23 protein-coding genes are annotated in these 24,155 nt (G+C 58.9%); 9 read left to right on the top strand and 14 right to left on the bottom strand.

The genetic code is table 11. From position 1 onward, the window contains the following. The 9 genes from QZ268_RS06655 to QZ268_RS06615 form a co-directional block, all read right to left on the bottom strand. Positions 1-830, bottom strand: an 830-nt coding sequence (locus QZ268_RS06655; protein WP_295449969.1) for an ATP-binding protein, incomplete at its 3' end; no start/stop codon positions are given. A 144-nt stretch (positions 831-974) separates the two neighbouring features. After that, positions 975-1,595 carry a LysE family translocator gene (locus QZ268_RS06650; protein WP_295449965.1) on the bottom strand — a complete coding sequence of 207 codons (621 nt, stop codon included), beginning with the start codon at positions 1,593-1,595 and terminating at the stop codon, positions 975-977. Next, a complete protein-coding gene (gene recF / locus QZ268_RS06645; protein ID WP_295449963.1) occupies positions 1,592-2,689 on the bottom strand; it encodes a DNA replication/repair protein RecF in 1,098 nt (365 codons plus the stop codon). Before recF ends, QZ268_RS06650 begins: the two co-directional genes overlap by 4 nt. 45 nt (positions 2,690-2,734) lie before the next feature. Next, positions 2,735-3,856, bottom strand: a complete 1,122-nt coding sequence (dnaN, locus tag QZ268_RS06640; protein ID WP_295449960.1) for a DNA polymerase III subunit beta — start codon at positions 3,854-3,856, stop codon at positions 2,735-2,737. A 403-nt stretch (positions 3,857-4,259) separates the two neighbouring features. Next, positions 4,260-5,732, bottom strand: a complete 1,473-nt coding sequence (gene dnaA / locus QZ268_RS06635) for a chromosomal replication initiator protein DnaA (RefSeq protein WP_295449958.1) — start codon at positions 5,730-5,732, stop codon at positions 4,260-4,262. A gap of 565 nt (positions 5,733-6,297) precedes the next feature. Beyond that, positions 6,298-6,561 (bottom strand): 30S ribosomal protein S20, encoded by a 264-nt coding sequence (gene rpsT / locus QZ268_RS06630; protein WP_295449956.1) that lies wholly within the window; start codon positions 6,559-6,561, stop codon positions 6,298-6,300. 271 nt (positions 6,562-6,832) lie between these two features. Then, a complete protein-coding gene (locus QZ268_RS06625; protein WP_295449953.1) occupies positions 6,833-7,609 on the bottom strand; it encodes an enoyl-CoA hydratase in 777 nt (258 codons plus the stop codon). A 63-nt stretch (positions 7,610-7,672) separates the two neighbouring features. After that, a complete protein-coding gene (gene mutM, locus QZ268_RS06620) occupies positions 7,673-8,524 on the bottom strand; it encodes a bifunctional DNA-formamidopyrimidine glycosylase/DNA-(apurinic or apyrimidinic site) lyase (RefSeq protein ID WP_295449950.1) in 852 nt (283 codons plus the stop codon). After that, positions 8,517-8,771: a hypothetical protein gene (locus QZ268_RS06615; protein ID WP_295449948.1), complete on the bottom strand. Its 255-nt coding sequence runs from the start codon at positions 8,769-8,771 to the stop codon at positions 8,517-8,519. Before QZ268_RS06615 ends, mutM begins: the two co-directional genes overlap by 8 nt. An 86-nt stretch (positions 8,772-8,857) precedes the next feature. Here QZ268_RS06615 and ubiE point away from each other — a divergent pair, with 86 nt between their 5' ends. Next, on the top strand, positions 8,858-9,610 hold the full coding sequence (gene ubiE, locus QZ268_RS06610) for a bifunctional demethylmenaquinone methyltransferase/2-methoxy-6-polyprenyl-1,4-benzoquinol methylase UbiE (RefSeq protein WP_295449944.1): 753 nt from the start codon (positions 8,858-8,860) through the stop codon (positions 9,608-9,610). Positions 9,611-9,613: 3 nt separating this feature from the next. Further along, entirely contained in the window at positions 9,614-11,143 is a 1,530-nt protein-coding gene (gene ubiB / locus QZ268_RS06605) for a 2-polyprenylphenol 6-hydroxylase (protein ID WP_295449941.1), read from the top strand. A gap of 111 nt (positions 11,144-11,254) precedes the next feature. Here ubiB and QZ268_RS06600 read toward each other — a convergent pair whose 3' ends face one another. Next, positions 11,255-12,430: an acetyl-CoA C-acyltransferase family protein gene (locus tag QZ268_RS06600; protein WP_295449938.1), complete on the bottom strand. Its 1,176-nt coding sequence runs from the start codon at positions 12,428-12,430 to the stop codon at positions 11,255-11,257. Between the two features lie 132 nt (positions 12,431-12,562). Here QZ268_RS06600 and QZ268_RS06595 point away from each other — a divergent pair, with 132 nt between their 5' ends. The 3 genes from QZ268_RS06595 to tdh all read left to right on the top strand — a co-directional run bounded on the left by QZ268_RS06595 (position 12,563) and on the right by tdh (position 15,745). Further along, the gene (locus QZ268_RS06595) at positions 12,563-13,129 is read left to right on the top strand and encodes an XRE family transcriptional regulator (protein WP_295449936.1); all 567 of its coding nucleotides are present in this window, start codon (positions 12,563-12,565) and stop codon (positions 13,127-13,129) included. Between the two features lie 373 nt (positions 13,130-13,502). Next, the gene (locus tag QZ268_RS06590) at positions 13,503-14,690 is read left to right on the top strand and encodes a glycine C-acetyltransferase (RefSeq protein WP_295449932.1); all 1,188 of its coding nucleotides are present in this window, start codon (positions 13,503-13,505) and stop codon (positions 14,688-14,690) included. After that, on the top strand, positions 14,687-15,745 hold the full coding sequence (gene tdh / locus QZ268_RS06585; RefSeq protein WP_295449929.1) for an L-threonine 3-dehydrogenase: 1,059 nt from the start codon (positions 14,687-14,689) through the stop codon (positions 15,743-15,745). The genes QZ268_RS06590 and tdh overlap by 4 nt, the downstream gene beginning before the upstream one ends. 165 nt (positions 15,746-15,910) lie before the next feature. On the opposite strand, the gene QZ268_RS06580 is transcribed toward tdh, so the two are convergent. Together QZ268_RS06580 and QZ268_RS06575 are read right to left on the bottom strand one after the other, a co-directional pair. Then, positions 15,911-16,642: a metallophosphoesterase family protein gene (locus tag QZ268_RS06580; RefSeq protein ID WP_295449925.1), complete on the bottom strand. Its 732-nt coding sequence runs from the start codon at positions 16,640-16,642 to the stop codon at positions 15,911-15,913. A 78-nt stretch (positions 16,643-16,720) separates the two neighbouring features. After that, a complete protein-coding gene (locus QZ268_RS06575; protein WP_295449922.1) occupies positions 16,721-17,665 on the bottom strand; it encodes a LysR family transcriptional regulator in 945 nt (314 codons plus the stop codon). A 73-nt stretch (positions 17,666-17,738) separates the two neighbouring features. On the opposite strand from QZ268_RS06575, the gene QZ268_RS06570 reads away from it, so the two are divergent. Further along, positions 17,739-18,143 carry a hypothetical protein gene (locus QZ268_RS06570; RefSeq protein WP_295449919.1) on the top strand — a complete coding sequence of 135 codons (405 nt, stop codon included), beginning with the start codon at positions 17,739-17,741 and terminating at the stop codon, positions 18,141-18,143. A 43-nt stretch (positions 18,144-18,186) separates the two neighbouring features. Here the strand turns inward: QZ268_RS06570 and serA are convergent, their stop codons facing one another. Beyond that, positions 18,187-19,782 (bottom strand): phosphoglycerate dehydrogenase, encoded by a 1,596-nt coding sequence (gene serA / locus QZ268_RS06565; protein ID WP_295449916.1) that lies wholly within the window; start codon positions 19,780-19,782, stop codon positions 18,187-18,189. A gap of 115 nt (positions 19,783-19,897) precedes the next feature. Further along, a complete protein-coding gene (locus QZ268_RS06560) occupies positions 19,898-21,043 on the bottom strand; it encodes a phosphoserine transaminase (protein ID WP_295449913.1) in 1,146 nt (381 codons plus the stop codon). 255 nt (positions 21,044-21,298) lie between these two features. On the opposite strand from QZ268_RS06560, the gene QZ268_RS06555 reads away from it, so the two are divergent. The 3 genes from QZ268_RS06555 (at position 21,299) to QZ268_RS06545 (ending at position 24,076) form a co-directional block, all read left to right on the top strand. Beyond that, a complete protein-coding gene (locus tag QZ268_RS06555) occupies positions 21,299-22,342 on the top strand; it encodes an AI-2E family transporter (RefSeq protein WP_295449911.1) in 1,044 nt (347 codons plus the stop codon). Positions 22,343-22,435: 93 nt separating this feature from the next. Further along, positions 22,436-23,311, top strand: coding sequence for a phosphoserine phosphatase SerB (gene serB, locus QZ268_RS06550; protein ID WP_295449907.1), 876 nt, complete (start codon positions 22,436-22,438; stop codon positions 23,309-23,311). 6 nt (positions 23,312-23,317) lie between these two features. Further along, positions 23,318-24,076, top strand: a complete 759-nt coding sequence (locus QZ268_RS06545; RefSeq protein WP_295449904.1) for a TSUP family transporter — start codon at positions 23,318-23,320, stop codon at positions 24,074-24,076. Positions 24,077-24,155: the final 79 nt, after the last annotated feature.

Here is a 24,155-nt window from a genome sequence, read left to right as displayed (position 1 = left end):
AAGGGCAGCACCGTCTCGTGGTAGCTGTCGTTCCACCACATCGCGACCTCGACCCCGATATTGTCGCGCTCGCCCGAGATGAAGATCGGCTCGGAGATCATCGGCTGCTTGGACCGGTCGAGGTATTTGACAAATTCCTTGACGCCGCCGTCGTAGTGCAGCTCGGTCTTGAGCGCCTCGGCGGGGCGCTCGTCCTCCAGCACGATGCGCACGCCCGAGTTCAGGAAGGCCAGCTCGCGCAGGCGCTTTTCCAGCGTCTCAAACGAGTATTCCAGGTTCGAAAACGTGTCGGTCGAGGCCATAAATCGCACTTCGGTGCCGGTTCGATCGCCACAGTCCTGCACAACCTTCAGATGCTCAGCAGTATCGCCATGTTCAAACCGCGCGACGTGTTCTTTGCCTTCGCGCCAGATCCGCAGTTCCAGCCAGTCGGACAGGGCGTTTACAACCGAAACACCCACCCCGTGCAGACCGCCGGACACCTTATAGGAGTTGCTGTCAAATTTGCCGCCGGCGTGCAGCTGAGTCATGATGACCTCAGCCGCTGAAACGCCTTCTTCTTCGTGGATGCCCACTGGAATCCCGCGCCCGTTGTCATAGACGGAAACGGAACTGTCCGCATGAATTGTGACCCGAACGTGATCGGCATGATTGGCCAGGGCCTCATCAATTCCGTTGTCCACCACCTCATAGACCATATGGTGCAGACCAGAGCCGTCATCGGTGTCACCGATATACATGCCAGGACGTTTGCGAACTGCCTCCAACCCTTTGAGAACCTTAATGGAATCGGCACCATATTCGGCTGGGTTCTGTTCGTTATCAGACATTCGCGACTTCCTGTTTTAACTTTCTGATTTTATACGCAACTTGGCCCCTAATGTCACCCACGATGGGGCTTTTTCTTAGCCCCGAACAGGGACGAGAACAAAGCCGCCGACCCGCTGTCAGTTCGCCGAAAATCGTGGGTGAAATCAGGTAAAGGGCAGCAGCAGCCCAACCCCGATCAGCAATGCGCCCGAGGTCAGGTTGAGCCGCCGCATGGCCTCTGGCGAGGCAATCACCGCCCGCAGGGAATGCACCAAGGCCGCCATCGCCAAGTTGCCCAACAGCGGCACCGCAAAGGACAGGCAAATGATCACCACAACATCGACCCAGCCAAGCGCGCCAAGGTCAAAAAAGCCGGGCAACAGCCCCATGTAGAACAGGATTGCCTTGGGGTTTCCCATGATCACAGCAACCCCCGCCACAAATCCGGCCCAGGCACCCGGCCGGGTCAAGGCTCGGTTCTCGGCAACCTTTCGCCCCGCCCCGCGGATCACCAGACAGCCCATGATGACAAACATCAGGCAGGCCCCCCAACGCAGCACCAGCATCACCTCGCCCAGGCTGCTGGCCAGCCAAGACATGCCGCCAATCGCCACCAACGGCCAGATCAGATCTCCAATGGCCACGCCCACAGCCAGGGGCCAGGCCGCCTGAAACCCACCAGAGACCGCCCGCGCCATCAGCGCCAGCCACACCGGCCCCGGCGTCAGAAACAGCACAAACAGGGCACCCGCATAGAGCAGCAGATCCCAGACAGACAGGCTCATTCGCTGACCACCTGCGATGCCCCGTCCACCTCACCGATTTCAAAAGTCTGAGCGCGGCTTCCCAGCTCTGCAAACAGCTCCGGCCCGGTGCCTGTCATCCAGGCCTGCGCCCCAAGCGCGCAGATTTCATCATATAATGCGGCGCGCCGATCGGCATCCAGATGCGCTGCAACCTCGTCCAGCAGCAGGATTGGCGGCGCCCCCTCGCTGGCGGCCAGGGCGCGGGCATTGGCCAAAATCAACGAGACCAAAAGTGCCTTCTGCTCCCCGGTGGAACATTCCTTGGCTGCAATCCCCTTGCGCGCATAGGTGCCAATCAGATCACTTCGGTGCGGCCCAACCAGGGTCCGGCCAACCGCCATGTCCCGCATCCGCCCTTCAGCCAGAGCCTGAACCAGATCCGCTTCGCTTGTCGGCATCTCGCCCTCGGACTGCACCAGCTCCAGTTGCGCCGTGGGAAAGGCCGTCTCGGCGGTGGCCTGCGCCGCCGCCAGCCGCTGCACCGCAGCGCACCGCGCGCTGTGAATCCGATGTCCAGCTGCGCCCATCTGGGCCTCAACCACCCGGTACCAGGCCGCATCGCGAACCTGATCCTTCAACAGCTTGTTGCGCTCGCGCATGGCCTTTTCATAGGTCAGTGTCGCCTCAGCATGGTTGGGATCAAAACTCAGCGCTATGCGGTCCAGAAACCGGCGACGCCCCTCGGCGGCCTCGACCCACAGACGGTCCATCACCGGCACCAGCCAGACCACCCGACAGATCTGCCCCAGGGCAATCTGGTTCGACGCCTTGTTGTCGATCCGCACTTGGCGCGCAGAACCCTCGTCCGACCAGGTCTCTATCTCATAGGCCTGATCCGGCGCTTGCAAGACCGCTTTCAGCTTCCAGCCCAGCCCTTCGGGACGGCGCACCATTTCGGCGGCACTGGACCGCCGCAGGCCACGCCCCGGAGAAAACAGCGAAACAGCCTCGAGGATATTGGTCTTGCCTGCACCGTTATTGCCGTGAATGGCCACGGGGCGGCCGTCCAAATGCAGTTCCGCCCGCAGATGCGAGCGGAAGTGGGACAAAGTCAATTCAGTTAAGGCCAACATGAATGGGCGCGCCTTTTGCTACACGGCGCAGCCGCAAACCACCAATTATACGCGCATCGGCATGACAACATAAACCGCGCTTTCGTCGCTGCCTTCGCGCATCAGGGTCGGATCGCCAGAGGAATTGAACATAAACACCGCGTTCTCACGATCAACCTGATTGGCGATTTCCAGCAGATACTTGGCATTAAAGCCAATCTCCAGGCGCTCATCCGCATAGGCCACCGCCAGCTCTTCTTCGGCGGCACCGCTGTCGGGCGCATTGACCGACAGGATCAGGCGATCTTCTTCCAGCTGCAGCTTCACCGCGCGCGACCGCTCAGACGAAACCGTTGCAACCCGGTCCACCGCGCGGGCAAATTCATCCGCGTCCACCTCAAGCCGGCGGGTATTGCCGACCGGAATGACCCGGGTGTAATCCGGGAAAGTGCCATCAATGACCTTGGAAGTCAGGGTGATATTGGGGGTAGCAAAGCGGACTTTGGTCTCGGAGACGGAGACCGCAATATCCATGTCGTCATCATCCAGCAGCTTGCGCATCTCGCCGACGGTTTTGCGCGGCACGATCACGCCCGGCATGTCCTCGGCGCCCATTGGCAGCGGCGCATCAATCCGCGCCAGACGGTGACCATCGGTGGCCACGCAGCGCAACACCTTGCCGCCCTCCGCCGCATCCGAGACATGCATATAGACGCCATTAAGATAATAGCGGGTCTCTTCGGTGGAGATGGCAAATTTGGATTTATCAAAAAGCCGACGCAGCATCGCCGCATTGGCGGTGAAGTTCGAGTGGTATTCAGAACTGGCCATAACCGGGAAATCTTCCCGTGGCAGGGTGGCCAGCGAGAAGTTCGAGCGCCCGGCCTCAACCGTCAGGCGGCCAGTTGCCGCATCCGCCGTGAGCGTCACCAAGGCGCCATCCGGCAGCTTGCGCACAATTTCATGCAGGGTTGTGGCAGCGACGGTGGTGGCACCTGCGCGTTCAACCTGCGCCGGGGCCTTGTCGACAACTTCGATATCCAGGTCGGTGGCGCGGAACTGGGCCACTTCGCCTTCGGCCTCGATCAGGACATTTGCCAGGATCGGAATGGTATTGCGACGCTCCACCACTGACTGGGCCTGCGCAACCGCCTTCAGCAGTGTGCCGCGTTCGATGCTGATCTTCATGTCGCTTTCCTCTTCGTCGCGCCCGTCTCGTCAAAGCTGTTTCGCTGTCCCTGCGGGCTCCCGCCCCGGGCCCTGACAGAGCAAGGGTCGGGACAAGCAAAGTAGCGGTTTGCCCCTCATGCACAAGGCTTTTATTGAGTTTTCTAAGGGATTCCCGGCAGCGTCAAGAGGTGAGATCCCACAACAGCCTGAAAGCCACAGAATCGTTGCGATTGAACCCGGTCCACAGGCGAAACGCAGGCAGCTGTACGGGCTGACACACAGGCTGACACACAGGCGGCTGCACAGGACAAGACGCCGAACAACAGACCGGGCCGCAGACTGGCCGACAGACTGGGCGTCAAACAAAAAACGGCCCCGGAAATCCGGGACCGTCTCTTTTAATCATAGCCGGGTCGGCAGATTAGGATTCAAGCGCGCGGCGCAGCATTTCCACATCTTCGGCGATCTGACCGTCAGTTGACTTCAGCTCTTCGATGCGGCGCACCCCATGCATGACCGTTGTATGGTCCCGACCCCCAAAGCGGCGGCCAATCTCTGGCAGGCTGCGGCTGGTGAGCTTTTTGCACAGATACATCGCCACCTGCCGCGGCCGCGCGTAAGAGCGCAGACGTTTGGGGCCGATGATATCCGACATCCGGATGTTGTAATACTCTGACACCTTGCGCTGGATTTCCTCGACGGTGATCTTGCGCTCAGAGGCGCGCAAAACATCCGCCAGGCAATCCTGGGTCAGATCCATGTCGATCTCGCGCCCCACCAGCGATGCAAAAGCAAACAGCCGGGTCAGCGCGCCTTCGAGAACACGTACGTTGGTGGAAATCCGATGCGCCAGAAACTCCAGCACCCCATCGGCAATTTCCAGATCCGGATAGGTCTTTTGCTGCAGCTGCACCTTGGTTTGCAGAATGCCCAGACGCAGCTCATAGTCTGTTGGGTGCAGATCCACCACCAGGCCACATTGCAGACGCGATTTCACCCGGTCTTCCAGATCCTTGATCTCCCCCGGGGCGCGGTCGGCTGAGATAATGATCTGTTTGTTCTGATCCACCAGAGCGTTGAAGGTATGGAAGAATTCTTCCTGAGTGGAATCCTTGCCAGCGATGAATTGCACATCATCCACCATCAGCACATCAACCGAACGAAACAGGTGCTTAAAATCCATCATCTTGCGTTCGCGCAGAGCCTGCACAAAGCGATACATGAACTGTTCAGCCGACAGGTACAGCACGTTCAGACCAGGATTCTGGGCGCTGATTTCCCAGGCAATCGCATGCATCAGGTGCGTTTTACCCAGCCCGACACCGCCATACAGCACCAGCGGATTGAAGGTCACGGGGCCGCCTTCGGCAACCCGGCGCGCTGCGGCATGGGCCAGCTCGTTTGGTTTGCCAACGACAAAGTTGTCAAAGGTAAACCGTGGATCAAGCGGCGCCGCCTGCAATGTGTCCATTGGCGCTGCGGCAGCTGCTTTGGCAGACAAAGACGCGCCAGTATTTGCAGAACCAGTATTTGCAGAACGCGCAGGCTCCTGGTGCCACTGAGACTCATTGTTCTCCTGGCCAGAGCCGCCCTGCATTTCAGCAAAAGGCTCTGCGGGTTGTTCGACCTGACGCACGGGGCGTGCAGGTGAATTGGCAGCAACCCGAAACGCCAGGCGTTGAACCGGTTCGCCAGAGATGCTGAACTCATGCAGAATGAGATCGGCAAAGTTCTGGCTAACGTAGTTGCCCATAAAATTGGTTGGCACGTGAAACACCGCCACACCATCGTCAACTGAATTGAACTCCAACGGTTCGATCCAGGTCGTAAAGTTATTTTGGCCGACAGTCTTCAAAAGCCGTGTTCTGAGCTGTCCCCATTTTTCTTCCGTCATGTGCTGCGCCTCATGCATCCCCAAAAACAAGCAGCGGCCTGTTTATCTTTCGCCTATCATTCTTTTTCGCCCATTTCAGAGCTGCGTTTCACCCATAACTTCTGCGCCTGCGGACAGGGGTTTCCTGACCACACTCCCCTGTGGGGCAACGGATTGTTCAACAAAAGCCACAAACACACAGCGGCCCTGATCCCGAAACTATAAACCGTTTCTGCACACAAGTGAGACAAGGCTGCTGATTGAAAATCCAATACAGCAGGGCGTAGAATCATTAAGAAGCCAAACTGGCCTCCCGTGAACTTCTACGCCTTCTAGTAACCTTGATGCCCGTCAAGATTACCGTGAGCAGCCTGTCCCCCAGCGAGTGAATCGCTGTATATGTGGTAGCAATTTGCGGGGGGCAGCGGCAATGAAACTATGATGTTGACTCATGCTTTGCTGACAAAGAATCTCTCGCAGCTGCAGAAGGTCTCCGTGGGATAAGGAGAAAATCAAAAGGCGCCGCAAAAATGCGACGCCTTCAGTTTTTTCAATTTCCGGCTTGCAGGAAATTCCCGGTTGGGAATCAACCCAGCGCTTTGACCCGTGCGGTCAGGCGGGACACTTTCCGCGAAGCGGTGTTCTTGTGGTAGACGCCTTTGGTCACGCCACGCATCAGCTCAGGAGCGGCCAGACGCAGAGCGGCGGCTGCATCTTCTTTGTTGCCAGCTTCGATAGCTTCTTCAACTTTACGCAGGAATGTGCGGATGCGCGAACGGCGGGCTTTGTTTACTGCAAAACGCTTTTCGTTCTGACGTGCGCGTTTTTTTGCTTGGGGGGTATTTGCCATGTCTCTGTGACCTTATCTTCGGGTTCGTGTTTATATGTCGGCGCAGGCCAGCCAAACCCGGATCGGATCTCGGAGTGATTCTAGCCAAGCGGGCTGCACGCGCATGTATGGCTGCGGTCTTTAATGGGATGGGCTGCAATATGCAAGCACATTGCCAAATACCTATGTGAACGCCTCACGGGGGCAGCCAAACCACCGCAAAACTGCCGGGGCCAATCCCAAAGAACCGCCCCGACCTTGGGAGCAGACCAGGAGGACTGGCCCCAACCGGTTACTTATCGCGGAACTGGGCTTCGCGTTTTTCCAAAAAGGCCGCCATGCCCTCTTTCTGGTCTTCGGTTGCAAACATCGAGTGGAACACCCGGCGTTCAAACAACATGCCTTCGCTCAGCGGCAGCTCGTAGCTGCGATTGACCGTTTCCTTGACTGCCATCGCGGTGAGCAGGGATTTTTCGGCAATCTTATGTGCCGCGCCCATGGCCTCTTCGATCAGCTTTTTGGCAGGCACCACCCGCGACACCAGACCGGCGCGCTCGGCTTCTTCGGCGCCCATGAAACGACCGGTGAGATTCATGTCCATGGATTTGGATTTGCCAACAAACCGCGTCAGACGCTGGGTGCCGCCAATGCCGGCCACAACGCCAAGGTTGATCTCTGGCTGGCCAAACTTTGCGGTTTCCGCCGCAATGACAAAATCGCACAGCATCGCCAGCTCGCAGCCACCGCCCAGCGCATAGCCTGCAACGGCTGCGATGATGGGTTTGCGAATCGCCACGATGCGATCATTCACCTGCGCAAACAGGTTGTTGGTATAGACATCGGTAAAGCTCATCTCCGACATCTCTTTGATGTCAGCACCGGCGGCAAATGCCTTTTCCGATCCGGTCAGCACAATGCAGCGCACCTTGTCGCTGGCGTCGGCTTCTTCCAAAGCAGTGCAAAGCTCGCTCACGAGCGCTGCATTGAGTGCGTTCAACGCCTCGGGGCGATGCAGTTTGATTAGACAAACGTGGTCCTGCACATCGACGTTGATCGTCTCATAGGCCATAATTATTGCTTTCGTTGTTCCGTTCAGAACCGAGTCATTACCACGACAAACATCGCATTCAAGCTATCTTTGACACTTGCCACAGTAGAAAGAGGATCGCCCCGACTGGGTGATTCTGGCAATAGTCCCGCCACACCCCTGTCGTTTGCAGGGTTCTGCCTCGCGGCCATAGACATCAAAGCTGTGCTGAAAATATCCAAGCTTCCCATTGGCTTGGCGGAAATCTTTTAGCGAAGACCCCCCGGCTATGATGGCCTCCTCCAGCACCTGCCGGATGATCGGGACCAGCGCCGCAACACGGGCTGCGGCGAGTTGCCCCGCTTTGCGTTTGGGTGAAATTTGAGCACGAAAAAGCGCCTCACAGACGTAGATATTGCCCAGACCCGCGATGATTCCCTGATCCAGCAGTGCCGATTTCACCGGGGAGTTCTTACCTTTGAAGGCAGCAATCAGGTGATCTTCGTGGAAATCATTGCCCAGCGGCTCTGGCCCCAGCACCCGCAGCAGCTTGTGCTCAGCCAGGCCAGCTGTGTCGATCAGATCCATAGCGCCAAAGCGGCGCGGATCATTGAACGTCACCCGCGCGCCGTTTTCCATATCAAAGACCACATGGTCATGTTTGGCCGCCTGCGGGTGATCATGCACAAACTGCCCCAAGGGATCACCCGACACCGTCATCCGCCCCGACATACCCAAATGCACCAGCAGGGTCTCACCCCGGTCCAGTTCCGCCAGGATGTATTTGGACCGCCGCCGCAGCGCCACAACCCGCGCCCCCGTCAGCCGCTCTGCCATCCGCTCCGGAAAGGGCCAGCGCAGATCAGGCCGATTCACCTGCGCCTGCGCAATCACCGCGCCCTCCATCGAGGGCTGCAATCCCCGCATCACGGTTTCAACTTCGGGCAGTTCAGGCATTGTTCAGCTTACTTTCGGCAAGTTCCATAATCTCTCCATAGCCTTCGCAATATTTGGAAATTCTGGCAACGCCGAACCTCTTATAGCGCTGCTTTGAAACCGAAAATATAACCGGTACAGCAGCCAGCAGCACAAAGATCAGTTCAGACACCGCATCCAACCATCCATGACAGCGCAAATAAACCAAAGCCGTGGCCCAAATGAATGAAAGATCCAGGCCAGTCGCCGCATTGGCTAATCTCTTCATCCCCGCCCCCTGCTGCATATTCGCCCAATTGTCTTCTCGGCCTTGGTCTCTATAAGAGGGGGCGGTATCGGCAGAGGCAAGTCCCCATGGCAGACAGATCAGACAGCACCACTCATTTTGGCTTTGAAACCGTCCCCGAACACGAAAAGGCGGGCCGGGTGCAGGGCGTCTTCAATTCCGTGGCCTCCAAATATGACATCATGAATGACGTGATGAGCCTCGGGATTCACCGGGTTTGGAAAGACGCGATGATGGATTGGCTGGCGCCGCGCCCGGGCCAGCGCCTGCTGGATGTGGCCGGTGGTACGGGTGATATCTCCTTTCGCTTCCTGAAGCGCGCCGGCCACGGCCATTCCACCGTGCTGGATCTCACCGCGCCAATGCTGGAAGAGGGCCGCAAGCGCGCCGAGGCCGAACAGATGGCCGAGAGCCTCGATTGGGTCACCGGCGACGCCATGGCCCTGCCGTTTAAGGACAATACATTCGACGTCTACACCATCTCCTTTGGCATCCGAAACGTCACCCGCCCGCAGGAGGCCCTGAATGAAGCCTACCGGGTGCTGAAACCCGGTGGTCGCCTGATGGTGCTGGAGTTCAGCCAGCTGCCCAACGACGGCATGCAGAAACTCTATGATCTCTATAGTTTCAACGTCATCCCCCGCATGGGTAAGCTCATCGCAGATGACTACGACAGCTATCAGTATCTGGTGGAATCGATCCGCAATTTCCCGGATCAGGAGACCTTCCTGCAGATGGTGAAAACCGCAGGCTTTGCCAATGCCAAATACCGCAACCTGTCGCTGGGAATCGCGGCGCTGCATTCCGGCTGGAAAATCTGAACCATGCGCGGCCCTCATAATATCATCCGCCTGATCCGCACCGGCGCCACCATGGTGCGCACTGGCGCCATGGACGTGGTGCTGGACGCCTTTGACGCGCCCGCCCCCCTGCGCGCCCTGGCCTACACCCTGGGCTGGCCCTTTCAGTGGCTTGGCTACAAGGGCGATCCAAACATGCCCCCTGCAACACGCGCCCTGACAGCGCTGGGGCCCGCCTATATCAAATTTGGTCAGGTGCTTTCGACCCGCCCGGATGTGGTGGGTGAAGATATGGCCCAGCAATTGCGGGTGTTACAGGACCAGCTGCCGCCCTTCTCCCGCGCGGCAGCCATGGCCGAGGTCGAGCGCGCGCTTGGCCGCCCTCTGGCCGAGGTGTTTTCCGAATTCAGCGAGCCAATTGCCGCCGCCTCCATCGCGCAGGTGCATCGCGCCCGGCTGACCGAAACAGGCGAAGACGTCGCGGTCAAAGTCCTGCGCCCCGGCATTGAACGCGCCTTCAACAAAGACGTCGATGCCTTCTACTTTGCCGCCCGCATTGTTGACCTCTTTGCCCCCGGCGCCCGCCGACTGCGCCCGATGGATGTGATCGAACATTTTGACGGGGTGGTACAGGGTGAGCTGGACCTGCGGCTTGAAAGCTCAGCCGCCTCCGAATTTGCCGCCAACACCAGCGCCGACGAAGGCTTCCAACTGCCCCGTATCCGTTGGGAAGCGTCAGCCCGCCGGGTGATGACCCTGGACTGGGCCGATGGGGTGGCTTTGGGCGACAATGCCGCCCTGGACGCTGCGGGCCATGATCGCCATGCGCTCGGGGAACGGGTGTTGTCGCTGTTCCTGCGCCACGCCCTGCGCGACGGCTATTTTCACGCCGACATGCACCAGGGCAACCTCAAGGTCGCCGCCAATGGTAATATCATTGCCTATGATTTTGGCATCATGGGCCATATCGACGAATACACCCGCCGGGTCTACGCCGAGATCCTCTTTGGCTTTATCAAACGTGATTACAAACGCGTCGCCGAGGTACATTTCGAGGCCGGCTATGTGCCCGCAGATCGCGATGTCGATGAATTCGCCCGCGCCATTCGCGCCGTGGGTGAGCCAATCTTTGGCATGGATGCCAGCCAGATCTCTATGGGCAACCTGCTGAACTACCTGTTCGAGGTCACCGAACGGTTCGGCATGGAAACCCGGACCGAGCTGATCCTACTGCAACGCACCATGGTGGTGGTCGAAGGCGTCGCCCGCTCGCTGGATCCCAGGATCAACATCTGGGAAGTGGCTCAGCCCGTGGTCGAGGATTACATCAAGAAAAGCATCGGCCCCCGCGCCATTGCCTCGGATCTGATGAAAACCGCCAAGGTCATGGCCCGCTTTGGCCCGCGCCTGCCCGCCCTGATGGAACAGGCGCTGATCGCCCAATCCCAACAGCCCAGTGGCGATAAAAAGAATCGCACCTGGCAAATCCCCACTGCAGCTGGCGCGACCGCTGGGATCCTGCTGACGCTCCTCATCAGTCAGTTGCTGAGCTGAACAAGAACGGGCGCCGCAAGCACGGCGCCCCCCTTTCATCTTAGCCAAAATACCTTGGGGTGAATGGCCCAAAGGGCCAGAGGGGCAAAGCCCCCCTACCCCGTCTCAATGTCACAGACGTTCAATCGCCAGGGCAATTCCCTGACCGCCGCCAATACACATGGTGATCAGCGCTTTGGATCCACCAATCCGTTCCAGCTCATAAAGCGCCTTCACGGTGATCAACGCGCCTGTGGCCCCAACCGGGTGACCCAGGGCAATGGCACCGCCATTGGGGTTCACCTTCGCCGGATCCAGGCCCAGCTCCTTGTTCACCGCCAGCGCCTGCGAGGCAAAGGCCTCATTGCTTTCAATGACGTCAAAATCAGAGACCTTGAGTCCGGTTTTGGCCAGCAGGTTTTGCACCGCCGGCACCGGGCCAATGCCCATCACCTCGGGCCGTACCCCCGCATGGGCATAGCCCAGAACCCGCGCCTTGGGCTTCAGGCCTGCCTTTTCGGCCGCCTCTGCCCGTGCCATCACCAGGGCGGCCGCGCCATCATTGATGCCGCTGGCGTTGCCCGCTGTGACGCGACCGTCCTTCTGGAACACCGCCCCCAGCCCGGCCAGCGCTTCCATCGTGCTGCCTTTGGGGTGCTCATCCACTTCAAAAGGCACCATATCGCGCTTTACCTTAACCTCGACAGGCACGATCTGGCTTTTGAAATAGCCAGCCTCAATCGCTGCCGCCGCACGGGTCTGGCTGGCGAGGGCAAATTCGTCCATTTGTTCGCGGGTAATATCGTGCTCATCCGCGACATTCTCTGCGGTTACCCCCATGTGGCCGGTGCCAAAGGGACAGTTCAGCGCCCCCAGCATCATATCCAGCGATTTCACATCGCCCATCTTGGCGCCCCAACGCTGCTGCTGCATGATAAAGGGGCTGCGCGACATGTTTTCCGCACCACCAGCCAGGGCGTAATCTGCATCCCCCAGCATCAGCGACTGAATACCCGAAACCAGCGCCTGCGCCCCCGAACCACAGAGCCGGTTCACATTCATCGCTGGCGTGCCATGGGGCACACCCGCCTGCATCGCCGCCACCCGCGACAGGTACATATCCCGCGGCTCGGTGTTGATCACATGACCAAATACCACATGGCCGATCTGTTCCGGGTCAACGCCAGAGCGCTCCATCGCGGCCTTTGAAGCCACTGTCGCCAGATCAATAGGCGCGGTATTGGCAAGCGCGCCACCAAAGGTACCAATTGCGGTGCGGGCACCATCCAGAATGACGATATCAGTCATGATCTCTCTCCTCACGAGTCAGTTGCGCGCATTATGCAGATGCAGCATGCGCTGTCTGCCCCTGACGGGCCTGGGCCACAACTGAACGTCCCGTCATTGACAAATTGCCTCAGGACCCGCAGGACATCTGTTATGACGGAAAACCCAGACGATATCCTGACCCTGCTGCCCGCCCGCCTGAAAGAGGCCCGCCGCGCCCAGGGGCTCAGCCTTGAGGCGGTGGCCAACCTCTCGGGTGTCAGCCGCTCGATGGTCAGCCAGATCGAACGCGGCGAAAGCTCCCCCACCATTGCGACGCTGTGGAACCTCACCCGGGCGCTGCAGGTGGATTTTGCCGGCCTGTTGGAATCCGGCGACCAGCAGGACCACATCGAGGTCTTGCGCGCCGTTGATGTGCCCAAGATCGAAAACATCGGCGAAGGCTGCCGCATCCGCATCCTGTCGCCGCCGGAAGAGGCCGGCGGGCATGAGGTCTATGACATTCGGTTCGACAAAGGCGGCGCCCTGACCAGCCAGCCCCATACCCGCGGCGCGATGGAACAGCTGACGGTTCTGGACGGCGAGATCGAGGTCACATCCGGCAGTGCCAAGGATAGCCTACAGGCTGGCGACACCGCCCGCTACGCTGCCGACGTGGGCCATGCGATCACCGCACCCAATGGGGCAGCACGGGTTTTTCTGATTGTGAAGAACGCATGAGTGACCTGCTCTAGCTGAATAACGAAGCCGAGTTCAGCAAGAGTGATTTAGCGCTTGTTGAAGCAGGAGGCTCAAACTGGCGATTGTCTTCGTATTCTTCAGCTTTCTCTTTTATCGAATTATGAGCGGTGCAGTATTTGGCACCCCTCTAACAATTTGAACAAGCGTGCCCTCCGGGAGCAGGCCGGGCGCCGCTTGGAGGTGCCGCCTAGCACGACCTTTGATTTGTAGTTTCACGCCCACCCAGAGTCGGGCAGGATCCTTCGCGCAAAAATCCACCTTTGCGGATTTTTTTCCGGGATAGTGAAATCTTCTATTTGGGAATCTTTTCCGCTATGGTAGATGCGATTCCACGGATAAGGAGTTTCCCGCTATGAGCACTGCATTTCTGAACGATATCTCTGAGACGCTCACCCAGATTGAGGCCGATGGCCTCTACAAGCGGGAACGAATGATCACCTCCCCACAGGGGGGCGAGATCACGGTGGGGGACAAGGAGGTCATCAACCTCTGCGCCAATAACTACCTGGGTCTCGCAGATCACCCTGATCTGATCCAAGCGGCGCGCGGCGTGATGGAGGGCAAGGGCTTTGGCATGGCCTCGGTCCGGTTCATCTGCGGCACGCAAGACATCCACCGAGAACTGGAGCAACGCCTGGCAAAGTTCCTGAACAAGGATGACGCCATTCTGTTTGCCGCCTGTTTTGACGCCAATGGCGGGCTGTTCGAGCCGCTGTTGGGACCAGAGGATGCCATTATCTCGGACAGTCTGAACCATGCCTCGATCATCGATGGGGTGCGCTTGTGCAAGGCCAAGCGCTATCGCTATCTCAACAGTGATATGAATGATCTGGAGGCCTGGCTGAAACAGGCCCGCGCGGATGATGCCCGCCATATCATGATCGCCACCGACGGGGTGTTCTCGATGGATGGTTATCTGGCCAAGCTGCCGGAAATCCGCGCCCTGGCGGATAAATATGACGCCGTGGTGATGGTGGATGACTGCCACGCTACCGGGTTCATGGGGCCAAAGGGCGCTGGCACACCGGATCACTTTGGCGTCGATGTGGACATCGTCACCGGGACTTTGGGCAAAGCATTGGGAGGGGCCATTGGCGGTTATATCGCCGGGCCGCAGCCAGTGATCGACCTGCTGCGGCAGCGGGCGCGGCCCTATTTGTTCTCCAATTCGCTGCCGCCTTCTATCGTTGCTGCCGGGCTGGAAGCCATCTCGCTGGTTGAAAAAGGCGCCGATATGCGCGCGCAGCTGTTTGAAAATACCCGCTTCTGGCGCCAAGGCCTCACCGATCTGGGGTTTGACCTCTTGCCCGGTGAACACCCCATCGTGCCGGTGATGCTGGGCGAGGCGCAGCTGGCACAGGACATGGCGGCAGCCCTGTTTGACGAGGGTGTCTATGTCTCGGGATTTTTCTTTCCCGTGGTGCCGCGCGGCCAGGCCCGTATTCGCACCCAGATGAACGCCGCCCTGACACGGGACGAACTCACCCGCGCGCTGACGGCCTTTGGCAAGGTGGGCAAAGACTTGGGGATCCTGAAATGACCCGTCCAAACACGATGAAAGCGCTGGAAAAATCCCATCCCAAAGAAGGCCTGTGGATGGTGCAGGGACCGGTGCCAGAGATTGGCCCGGATGAGGTGCTGATCAAGATCAACAAAACCGGCATCTGTGGCACCGATGTGCATATCTGGAACTGGGACGCCTGGGCGCAAAAGACGGTGCCCGTGCCGCTGATCACCGGGCATGAATTTGCCGGTGAAATCGTCGAGCTGGGACGCAATGTCACCGATCTGGCGATTGGCCAGCGCTGCTCAGGCGAGGGGCATTTGATTGGCCATCATTCCCGGCAAAGCCGCGCCGGAAAGTTTCATCTGGATCCCGAAACCCGCGGTATCGGCGTGAACGAACAGGGCGCCTTTGCCCAGTATCTGGCGCTGCCGGCCTTTAATGTTGTGCCCCTGCCCGATGACATTTCGGATGACATCGGCGCGATTCTCGATCCATTAGGCAATGCGGTGCATACGGCGCTCAGCTTTGATCTGGTGGGAGAAGACGTGCTGATCACCGGCGCCGGCCCCATTGGCATCATGGCCGCTGCTGTGGCCCGCCACGCTGGCGCCCGCCATGTGGCGATCACCGATGTGAACCCGGGGCGGCTGGAACTGGCCGCCAAAGTGGCCAATGTGCGCCCGGTCAATGTGGCCCGCGAAGATCTGCAGGACGTCATTGCCGAACTTGGCATGCGCCAGGGGTTTGATATGGGGCTAGAGATGTCGGGCAACCAGGCGGCGCTGGATCAGATGGTCGAAGCCCTGGTGATGGGCGGACGCATCGCCCTGCTTGGCATCCCGCCGGGCAAATCTCCCGTCGACTGGAGCCGCATCGTGTTCAAGGCGCTGACGCTGAAGGGTGTCTATGGCCGCGAGATCTTTGAAACCTGGTACAAGATGATCGCCATGTTGCAAAACGGATTGGATGTGAGCGCCGTCATCACCCATCGGTTTGGTGTCGATGAGTTTGCCAAGGGATTCGCGGCGATGAAATCGGGAGATAGCGGCAAGGTGGTCCTGGACTGGAACCAGATTAATCAGCCCTAAGCCTAGCAAAAACGGGTAATCGACGGCAACACAGACAACGCGGGCTTTACGCCCAAAGGGAACTCATTACCGAACCGCCGATCACACTGTCAGCATACACGGAATTTCTTTACTGAATATGTGCAAATTACGCACAATTGTCTTTTTTCGGATCTGCGGGCGCTTTTAGGGGGCCAACAAGGGACTGCGCCCCTCCGCATCCAGCACCCAGCAGTCCCGCCCTTCAAACACGGCGGCCGTGAGCGGACGGCCAAAGCCGGCGCCGGAATCAAGGTTGACCCGATTGCCACGATGTTCCGCTACGGGGATCTGCGTATGCCCATGCACCACCAACCAGGGATGGGCGCCTTGATATTCCAGAAACTCCTCTCGAATCCAGATTTTGTCATTCTGGATTTGGTCTTCCAGTGCCACTCCGGGGCGAATGCCGGCATGGACAAACAGCAGCTCGCCCTCCTGGTGAAAATCCGGCAACGCATTCAGAAAGGCACGGTGGTGATCCGGCACCGCCTGTCGCGCAGCGCTATGGACGTCATATATTCGGGTGCGTTCCGGCACCTCGACCCCATAGGACTGCAGCGTCTCGACCCCGCCAATGCGATCATGCAGCCAGTGGTAACCCACCAGCAGCCGGTCGTCATTGCGCGGGTAATCCTCCATGAACATGGAAAACATCCGGTCGTGATTGCCCAGCAGGCAGACCCAGTTGCGCCCCGCCGCCAGCCCCTGCGACAACAGCTCGATCACCCCGCGCGAGTCCGGCCCGCGATCGACGTAATCGCCGAGGAACACCACCCGCGCCTCCGGCCCGCCATCCGCCTCGATCCGCGCCAGCGCCTGTTCCAGCATCTCCAGCTGGCCGTGAATATCACCAATCGCGTAAATCTGATTCAGCATTCAATACCCTTACATATAGTATCTATTATGATCGCAGCCTTGCTGCCCTAAAATAACAAGAATAAACACTTAAAATAACTACACAGCCTCAAGCAACGCCTTGATATGATCTCTGAGCCAACGATGAGCCGGCGCAGTGGACAGACGCGTATGCCAGGCCAGAACGCTTTGCACCGGCTCTACATGAAACGGTGGCTGATAGATATCCAAGCCAAGCTTGGGGGCCACGCGTCGCGCAAACTGTTCCGGCACCAAAGCCAACAGATCACTTTGGGATACCACGTTACAAACACCTGAAAATCCGGGCAAAGTCATCACAACGTTTCGCCGCTGTTCAAGTGCAGCAAGGGCCTGATCGCCCTGACCCTGCAGTTTCCCGGCAGCTGAGAAAAGAACATGATTGAGCCCGCAGTACAGATCCAGGGGCATAACACCACCCGGTACTGTCCCCCTTCGGGACAGGGCAGCGTGCCCCTGCCGGGCAATCACCAGAAACTGCGAGGACAAGAGATCACGCGTCTCGACCCATTTGGGAAACATAGTTTGCGGAACCAGGGCCATGTCCAAACCTCGATTTTCCAAAGCCTCGATATCTTGGTCCAATCTGGAATCAACCAGCTGCACCTTGATACCCGGTGCCTCTTTTGCCAGCAGGCAGGCCAACGGCGGCAATAAGAGTTCAGCGTAGAAATCACTTCCCAACAGCCGAAAGACTGCTTCGGTTGTCTTGGGGGAGAATGAGTTGCTCCCCGATAGGATTCCCTCGGTACGGTCAAGCACCTCACGCAGAGGTACTTTCAGGTTCTGGGCGAATTCAGTTGGCGCAAGCATACGCCCCTGGCGCACAAAAAGCGGATCTTGCAACGCGTGCCGCAGGCGTTTTAACCCGGCCGAAACCGCAGGCTGCGATAGGTCAACTTCTTTTGCAGCACCCGTCGTCGATCCCGTGTGCAACAGGGCATTCAGCACTTTGAGAAGGTTAAGATCGAATCCGGACAAATTCATGCGATCTATATATATCATACAAACAATAAATTTCCAAAATTCCTGAACACTTGGCAGACTTCATCTGCGGACAAAGGAAAGGAAACACCCAATGACAGGATTAAGCCGTAGCTTCATGATCATGGCGATTTTCTCTGCCCTAGGTGGCATAGTCTGGGGCATTGTCATGGCAGCCAGCCAGAACCACCTGTTATCGCCAGCCCACGGCCATCTTAATCTCTTGGGGTGGGTAAGCTGCGCTCTCTTTGCTTTTTACTATCACCTGATGCCACGTGCCGCCGTGACAGGGTTGGCAAAGACGCATTTCGCTCTCACGCTTATCGCCCTGCTGATCCTAGTGCCGGGTATCGCCTTGGCCATTCTGGAGCTCAACGAAACACTCGCCAAAATCGGATCTTTGGTTTTTCTGGCGTCGATGCTGGTTTTTGCCTGGGTAGTGATAAAACCGAATCCAGCACAACACGATACAGCGACAAGAAAAAATGCCCCCGCCTGATAAGACGGGAGCATTTATTACTTCAAGAGCGGTATCGCCCTAATCAGGCGACGTCGAACTGCAGCGGTTTGATCTGGTTGAACAGATCGCTTTCGGCCAGCTTCGCGCGGGCGTCGGCGGGGACGATGTCATCCACATAAAGCAGCGCGATGGCTTCGCCACCGGCCTCAGACCGGCCCAGGGTAAAGTTGGCGATATTGACGCCGTGTTCACCCATGGTCTGGCCCAGCGCACCAATGATGCCCGGCACGTCGTTGTTGGTAGTGTAGAGCATATGCGCGCCTACTTCAGCGTCGATGTTGATGCCTTTGATCTGGATAAACCGGGGTTTGCCATCGGAGAACACGGTGCCTGCAACCGAGCGTTCGCGCTTATCCGTGACGGCTGTCACCTTGATATAGCCATCAAAGGCGCCGGTTTTGTCCTGATTGGTGGTCGAGATCTGGATGCCACGTTCCTTGGCCACCACGGGGGCGGAGACCATGTTCACATCCGGGTTCACCTTTTTCATGATGCCCGCCACAACCGCGCAGTTCAGCGCGTCCAGGTTCATCTCGGCGGCGACACCATCATATAGAATGTTGATCGCCTTGATCGGCTCATCGGTCATCTGACCCACAAAGGCGCCCAGGTGCTCGGCCAGTTTGATCCAGGGGCCCATGACCTTGGCCTCTTCGGCGGTGACGCTTGGCATGTTGAGCGCATTTTCAACGGCGCCGGTCAGCAGGTAGTTGGACATCTGCTCTGCCACCTGCAGAGCGACGTTTTCCTGCGCCTCGGTTGTTGCCGCGCCCAGATGCGGCGTGCAGACCACGTTGGGCAGGTTGAACAGGGCGTTTTCCTTGGCGGGCTCTTGCGAGAACACGTCAAAGGCGGCACCAGCGACATGGCCCGATTTCAGGGCTTCGGCCAGGGCCTCTTCGTCCACCAGACCACCACGGGCGCAGTTGATGATGCGCACGCCTTTTTTGGTCTTGGCCAGGTTTTCGCGACTCAGGATATTTGCTGTGGCATCGGTAAAGGGCACGTGCAGGGTGATGAAATCGGCGCGGGCAAGCAGCTCGTCCAGCTCGACCTTTTCGACGCCCATCTTGTCGGCCTTTTCCTGACCCAGGAAGGGATCATAGGCCACGACCTTCATCTTGAGGCCACGGGCGCGATCGCACACGATGCCACCAATGTTGCCGGCGCCGATAACGCCCAGGGTTTTATTGGTAAGCTCAGTGCCCATGAATTTGGACTTTTCCCATTTGCCTGCATGGGTCGAGGTGGAGGCCTCGGGGATCTGACGCGCCACGGCAAACATCATCGCAATCGCGTGTTCCGCGGTGGTGATCATGTTGCCAAAGGGCGTGTTCATCACGATCACACCTTTTTTCGACGCGGCCTCCTTGTCGATGTTGTCGGTGCCGATGCCGGCGCGGGCGATGACCTTGAGGTTTGTGGCATTGGCGAGGATCTTGTCCGTCACCTTGGTCGCCGAGCGGATCGCCAGACCATCATACTGGCCAATGACTTCGGCGAGCTTGTCTTTGTCTTTGCCCAGGTCAGGCTGGAAATCCACGTCGATGCCGCGATCGCGAAAGATCTGTACGGCGGCTTCGGAGAGTTTGTCGGAGATGAGTACCTTGGGAGCCATGTTGGTGCGGTCCTTTGAATATCGGGGGCCGAATGCGGCCTGAATGGGGATTTGGCTTAGGGGAGCGTCGGGCGCTGCCCGGCGTCTCCGCCGGGCGACAAGATCAGTCCTGAAATCAGGCCTGTGCGGCGATCTCTGCCTCAAAGGCCCAGGCGAGCCAGGGCAACATGGCCTGGATGTCGGCGGTTTCCACCGTGCCACCACACCAGATCCGCAGACCCGCAGGCGCGTCGCGGTAGGCACCAATGTCCAACGCGATGTTTTCCGCTTCCAGACGTTTGGCCACGGCCTTGGCAAAGGCAGCACCATCCTGAATGCGGTCATCGGTGAACTTCAGGCAGACCGAGGTATTGGAGCGTGTCGCATCATCCTCGGCCAGATTGGCGATCCAGCCGTTGGCGTTGCAGAAGTCAAACACGGCCTGCGCATTGGCGTCAGCACGGGAGATGAGGCCCTTCAGGCCGCCAACCGAACGCGCCCAATCCAGCGCAAACAGATAGTCCTCAACCGCCAGCATCGACGGGGTGTTGATGGTGGCACCGGTAAAGATACCCTCAATCAGCTTGCCGCCTTTGGTCATGCGGAAGATCTTGGGCAGGGGCCAGGCCGGGGTGTAGCTTTCCAGCCGTTCCACAGCGCGGGGCGACAGCACGATCACACCATGAGCCGCTTCGCCGCCCAGAACCTTCTGCCAGGAGAAGGTGGTCACATCCAGCCTGTCCCAGGGCAGATCCATCGCAAAGGCGGCGCTGGTGGCGTCGCAGATGGTCAGACCAGCGCGGTCATCGGCAATCCAGTCGGCGTTGGGAACCCGCACACCGGCGGTGGTGCCGTTCCAGGTAAAGACCACATCGTTGCTGCAATCCACCGAGGCAAGATCGACAATCTGGCCATAGTCGGCGGTTTTCACTTCGGCGTCGATTTTCAGCTGCTTCACCACATCGGTGACCCAGCCCGCGCCAAAGCTTTCCCAGGCCAGCATCTCCACCTTGCGTTCGCCCAAAAGCGACCACAGGGCCATTTCGACCGCGCCGGTGTCAGACGCGGGAACAATACCAATACGATAATCTGCGGGGATGCCCAAAATTTCGCGGGTGCCCTCGATGGCATCCTTCAGCTTGGCCTTGCCGACGCTGGCGCGATGGCTGCGACCCAGAGGGGCGTCGGCCAGTTTGGACAATTCAAATGTAGGGGGTTTGGCGCAGGGGCCAGAAGAAAAACGCGGATTACCCGGCCGCGTCGCCGGTTGCTGAGTAGCCATAGATGCTATCCTTACAGATATCTGCCCTTCGTTGGGGAAGGGTGTCCCGCCGCCAGAGCTAGGGCGCAGTGACCTGAGGTGCAACCATAAAAATTGCCAGCAAACGCCGCTTTGGTGGAATTTTGCGACAGGCTTTGACGCCTTTAGGAAACTTCCCTACCAAAGTCTTGCCGGGTTTGGTGGTATTCCCAAGGCAGATGCCTATGGTTTTGCTTATTTCAGGCCCCGACGAGACCTGATGATTCGAGGTATTCAATGACAAGCAGACTCGCGCTGGTGACCTATTCCCTTGCCTTGATCCTAATGGTGGGATGGCTGCTGGTCGCGGGTCAGGAAATCCTGCTACCAGTGCTGGTCGGCATCATTGCGGTCTATATCCTCACCACCGCTGCCGATGCCCTGGTGCCGGTGCCGCTCATTGGGCGACTGCCCCGCCGGTTACGCCGTTTGCTGGCTCTGGTGCTCATCACGCTGGGCTTTCTGATCCTGACCTCCTTTATCACTGCCAGTGCCACCTCACTGTCGGCGGCGCTGCCGCAATACGCCGCGAATTTTGACGCTCTGCAAAGCAAGTTCCTGACCGCTGTCGGTATCAAACAGGAACCCAACTGGGGCAATCTGGGGGAGCATCTGCTGGATATGGTCGATGCCACCACGTTGATGCCGGCGGCCTTGGCCACCATCAGAAATGGCGGCTCGCTCATCATTGCGGCGGCCCTGTACGCCATCTTCATCCTGGCAGAGCTGGACAGTCTCCCCGACAAAACTCGCCGAGCGCTGAGCGATCATGCGCAGTCTGAACATACCATGGAACTGGTCCGCAAGATCAACGAAAAGATCGGCAGCTATCTGGCGGCAAAGACTCTGGTCAACGTCGTGCTTGCGCTGGTGTCCTTTGCCCTGCTGAAACTGCTGGGCATTGCGCATCCGGCATTCTGGGCCATCATCATCGGCCTGCTGAACTATATTCCCTATATTGGCTCTGTCATTGCTGTGGTCTTTCCCGTCACCATGAGCCTGATCCAGTTCACCTCCTTTGCACATGCGGGCCTGTCGCTGGTGCTGCTGATGATCCCGCAGATTCTGGTCGCCTACTATTTCGAACCAAGGCTCCTTGGCCGCTCTGTCAACCTCAGCCCGTTTACCGTGTTGCTGGCCCTGGCCATCTGGAGCGCCCTCTGGGGCATGACCGGGGCCATTCTGGCGGTCCCCCTCACCGCCATGGTAATGATCATCTTGGCGGAAATACCCCACTCCCGCTGGATCGCTGTGATGATGTCCGAAAAGGGTGAGCTCTGACGGCAATCCCGCCGGGTGAAAAGTTTGGGGGCTGGCTCCCAACGGCTCCGGAGGCTATGAGAGCGCGACCCACGCGCCAGATGGAACTGTCTCATGTATATTGCCACGCTGCTTTGCAACCCTTCCACACCCTGCCTGGACCCGGCCCTGGTCGACTCCCTGCGCAATGCCTGGGGCGGCGGCGAAGCCCTCTGGCTTGCCCCTGATATCGCAGCAGAATTCCCGCTTGAAGCCCGGCCAGACAATCAATGGAAAGTCTGGGAAGACCTGCAGGCGCTTGGCGTGGATCTGGTTGTGCAGCCCGCCGCCAACCGACGCAAAAAGATGCTGCTGGCCGACATGGATTCGACCATGATCGAGCAAGAATGCATCGACGAGCTGGCCGAAGAGGCCGGCGTTGGCGCCCGTGTGAAAGACATCACCGCCCGCGCCATGAACGGAGAGCTTGATTTTGATGGCGCCCTGACGGAACGGGTCGCTCTGCTGAAAGACCTGCCCGAAGCGGTGATAGGCCAGGTTCTGGACACCCGCATCACCCTGATGCCCGGTGGTCCGGCCTTGCTGGCCACGATGAAAGCCGAAGGCGCCTATGCCGCCCTGGTCTCTGGTGGTTTTACCGCCTTCACCGCCCGTATCGCGGCTGAGCTCGGCTTTGATGAGAACCGCGCCAACACATTGCTGGTGGCGGATGGAAAACTCACCGGCAAGCCAGGCCTGCCAATCCTCGGTCGCGAAGCAAAAGTGGAAGCACTCGAGCAGATCACCGCCAAGCTTTCGATCAGCGAGGCGGATGTGATTGCTGTGGGCGATGGCGCCAATGATCTGGGCATGTTGCTGCGCGCCGGGTCCGGCGTGGCGCTGCACGCTAAACCTTCGGTCGCGGCCCAGTGTGAGATCCGCATCAACCATGGTGATCTGACCGCACTGTTGTACATTCAGGGCTATGCCCGCGCCGATTTCAAAGGATAATTCCAGATGCTGGAAGTGGGTATTGAGACCCTGCTGTTGCTGATGGCAGCGGGATTTTTTGCCGGGTTTATCGACGCGGTTGCGGGGGGCGGTGGCCTGATCACCGTGCCTGTGCTGCTGCTGGCCGGTGCCAATCCGGTCACGGCGCTGGCCACCAACAAGATCCAGGGCCTATTTGGCGCCGCCACGGCCGCTCGCGCCTATGCCAAAGGCGGCCATGTGAAACTGCGGGATCAGGCGGGGTCAGCGCTGATTGCCTTTGTGGCTTCCATCCTTGGCGCCCTGTTGATCACCATCTTGCCCACCGGTTGGATCCGGATGATCCTGCCGGTTTTGCTGATCGGCATTGCTCTGTTTTTTGCCTTCAAAAAGGGGCTTGGCGATCAGGATCGTACCCGCCGCCTTGGACCCGCGACCTTTGCCCTGACCATGGTGCCGCTCTGTGGGGCCTATGACGGGCTGCTGGGACCGGGGGCTGGCAGCTTCTATATGCTCGCCTTTGTCTCGCTTGCGGGCTACGGTATCCTCAAGGCAACTGCCCATACCAAACTGCTGAACCTGGCCTCAAATGCCGGGGCGCTTTGCGCCTTTGCCCTGGTGGCAACGCCCTGGTGGATCACCGGGTTGTGCATGGGCGTTGCGCAGATTGCCGGTGCACAGGCTGGCGCCACTCTGGCCCAGACCAAAGGCGCGGGCCTGATCAAACCCCTGCTGGTGCTTACCTCGGTTGCCTTGGCGATCAAACTGATCTGGGACATGCTCTAACCCCATCGCCGCGCCCCCGGTTCCAGGCGCTGCCGCGCCGCGCGACAGCGCGGCGCCGGGCCCAACGGGAGGCGTTTCG

The sequence above is a fragment of the uncultured Pseudophaeobacter sp. genome (assembly GCA_905479575.1).
Lineage (GTDB): Bacteria > Pseudomonadota > Alphaproteobacteria > Rhodobacterales > Rhodobacteraceae > Pseudophaeobacter.
This window is presented reverse-complemented; position numbering and strand designations above follow the sequence as displayed.

What these genes read in the sequence shown, in the direction of transcription:
- recF (WP_295449963.1), bottom strand. Translation starts at nt 2,689, where the DNA reads ATGTTGGCCTTAACTGAATTGACTTTGTCCCACTTCCGCTCGCATCTG.
- QZ268_RS06580 (WP_295449925.1), bottom strand. Translation starts at nt 16,642, where the DNA reads ATGCTGAATCAGATTTACGCGATTGGTGATATTCACGGCCAGCTGGAG.
- QZ268_RS06555 (WP_295449911.1), top strand. Translation starts at nt 21,299, where the DNA reads ATGACAAGCAGACTCGCGCTGGTGACCTATTCCCTTGCCTTGATCCTA.
- QZ268_RS06615 (WP_295449948.1), bottom strand. Translation starts at nt 8,771, where the DNA reads ATGAAGAGATTAGCCAATGCGGCGACTGGCCTGGATCTTTCATTCATT.
- mutM (WP_295449950.1), bottom strand. Translation starts at nt 8,524, where the DNA reads ATGCCTGAACTGCCCGAAGTTGAAACCGTGATGCGGGGATTGCAGCCC.
- dnaN (WP_295449960.1), bottom strand. Translation starts at nt 3,856, where the DNA reads ATGAAGATCAGCATCGAACGCGGCACACTGCTGAAGGCGGTTGCGCAG.
- QZ268_RS06595 (WP_295449936.1), top strand. Translation starts at nt 12,563, where the DNA reads ATGACGGAAAACCCAGACGATATCCTGACCCTGCTGCCCGCCCGCCTG.
- QZ268_RS06575 (WP_295449922.1), bottom strand. Translation starts at nt 17,665, where the DNA reads ATGATATATATAGATCGCATGAATTTGTCCGGATTCGATCTTAACCTT.
- tdh (WP_295449929.1), top strand. Translation starts at nt 14,687, where the DNA reads ATGACCCGTCCAAACACGATGAAAGCGCTGGAAAAATCCCATCCCAAA.
- QZ268_RS06600 (WP_295449938.1), bottom strand. Translation starts at nt 12,430, where the DNA reads ATGACTGATATCGTCATTCTGGATGGTGCCCGCACCGCAATTGGTACC.
- rpsT (WP_295449956.1), bottom strand. Translation starts at nt 6,561, where the DNA reads ATGGCAAATACCCCCCAAGCAAAAAAACGCGCACGTCAGAACGAAAAG.
- QZ268_RS06545 (WP_295449904.1), top strand. Translation starts at nt 23,318, where the DNA reads ATGCTGGAAGTGGGTATTGAGACCCTGCTGTTGCTGATGGCAGCGGGA.
- QZ268_RS06590 (WP_295449932.1), top strand. Translation starts at nt 13,503, where the DNA reads ATGAGCACTGCATTTCTGAACGATATCTCTGAGACGCTCACCCAGATT.
- ubiB (WP_295449941.1), top strand. Translation starts at nt 9,614, where the DNA reads ATGCGCGGCCCTCATAATATCATCCGCCTGATCCGCACCGGCGCCACC.
- QZ268_RS06560 (WP_295449913.1), bottom strand. Translation starts at nt 21,043, where the DNA reads ATGGCTACTCAGCAACCGGCGACGCGGCCGGGTAATCCGCGTTTTTCT.
- ubiE (WP_295449944.1), top strand. Translation starts at nt 8,858, where the DNA reads ATGGCAGACAGATCAGACAGCACCACTCATTTTGGCTTTGAAACCGTC.
- dnaA (WP_295449958.1), bottom strand. Translation starts at nt 5,732, where the DNA reads ATGACGGAAGAAAAATGGGGACAGCTCAGAACACGGCTTTTGAAGACT.
- serB (WP_295449907.1), top strand. Translation starts at nt 22,436, where the DNA reads ATGTATATTGCCACGCTGCTTTGCAACCCTTCCACACCCTGCCTGGAC.
- serA (WP_295449916.1), bottom strand. Translation starts at nt 19,782, where the DNA reads ATGGCTCCCAAGGTACTCATCTCCGACAAACTCTCCGAAGCCGCCGTA.
- QZ268_RS06570 (WP_295449919.1), top strand. Translation starts at nt 17,739, where the DNA reads ATGACAGGATTAAGCCGTAGCTTCATGATCATGGCGATTTTCTCTGCC.
- QZ268_RS06650 (WP_295449965.1), bottom strand. Translation starts at nt 1,595, where the DNA reads ATGAGCCTGTCTGTCTGGGATCTGCTGCTCTATGCGGGTGCCCTGTTT.
- QZ268_RS06625 (WP_295449953.1), bottom strand. Translation starts at nt 7,609, where the DNA reads ATGGCCTATGAGACGATCAACGTCGATGTGCAGGACCACGTTTGTCTA.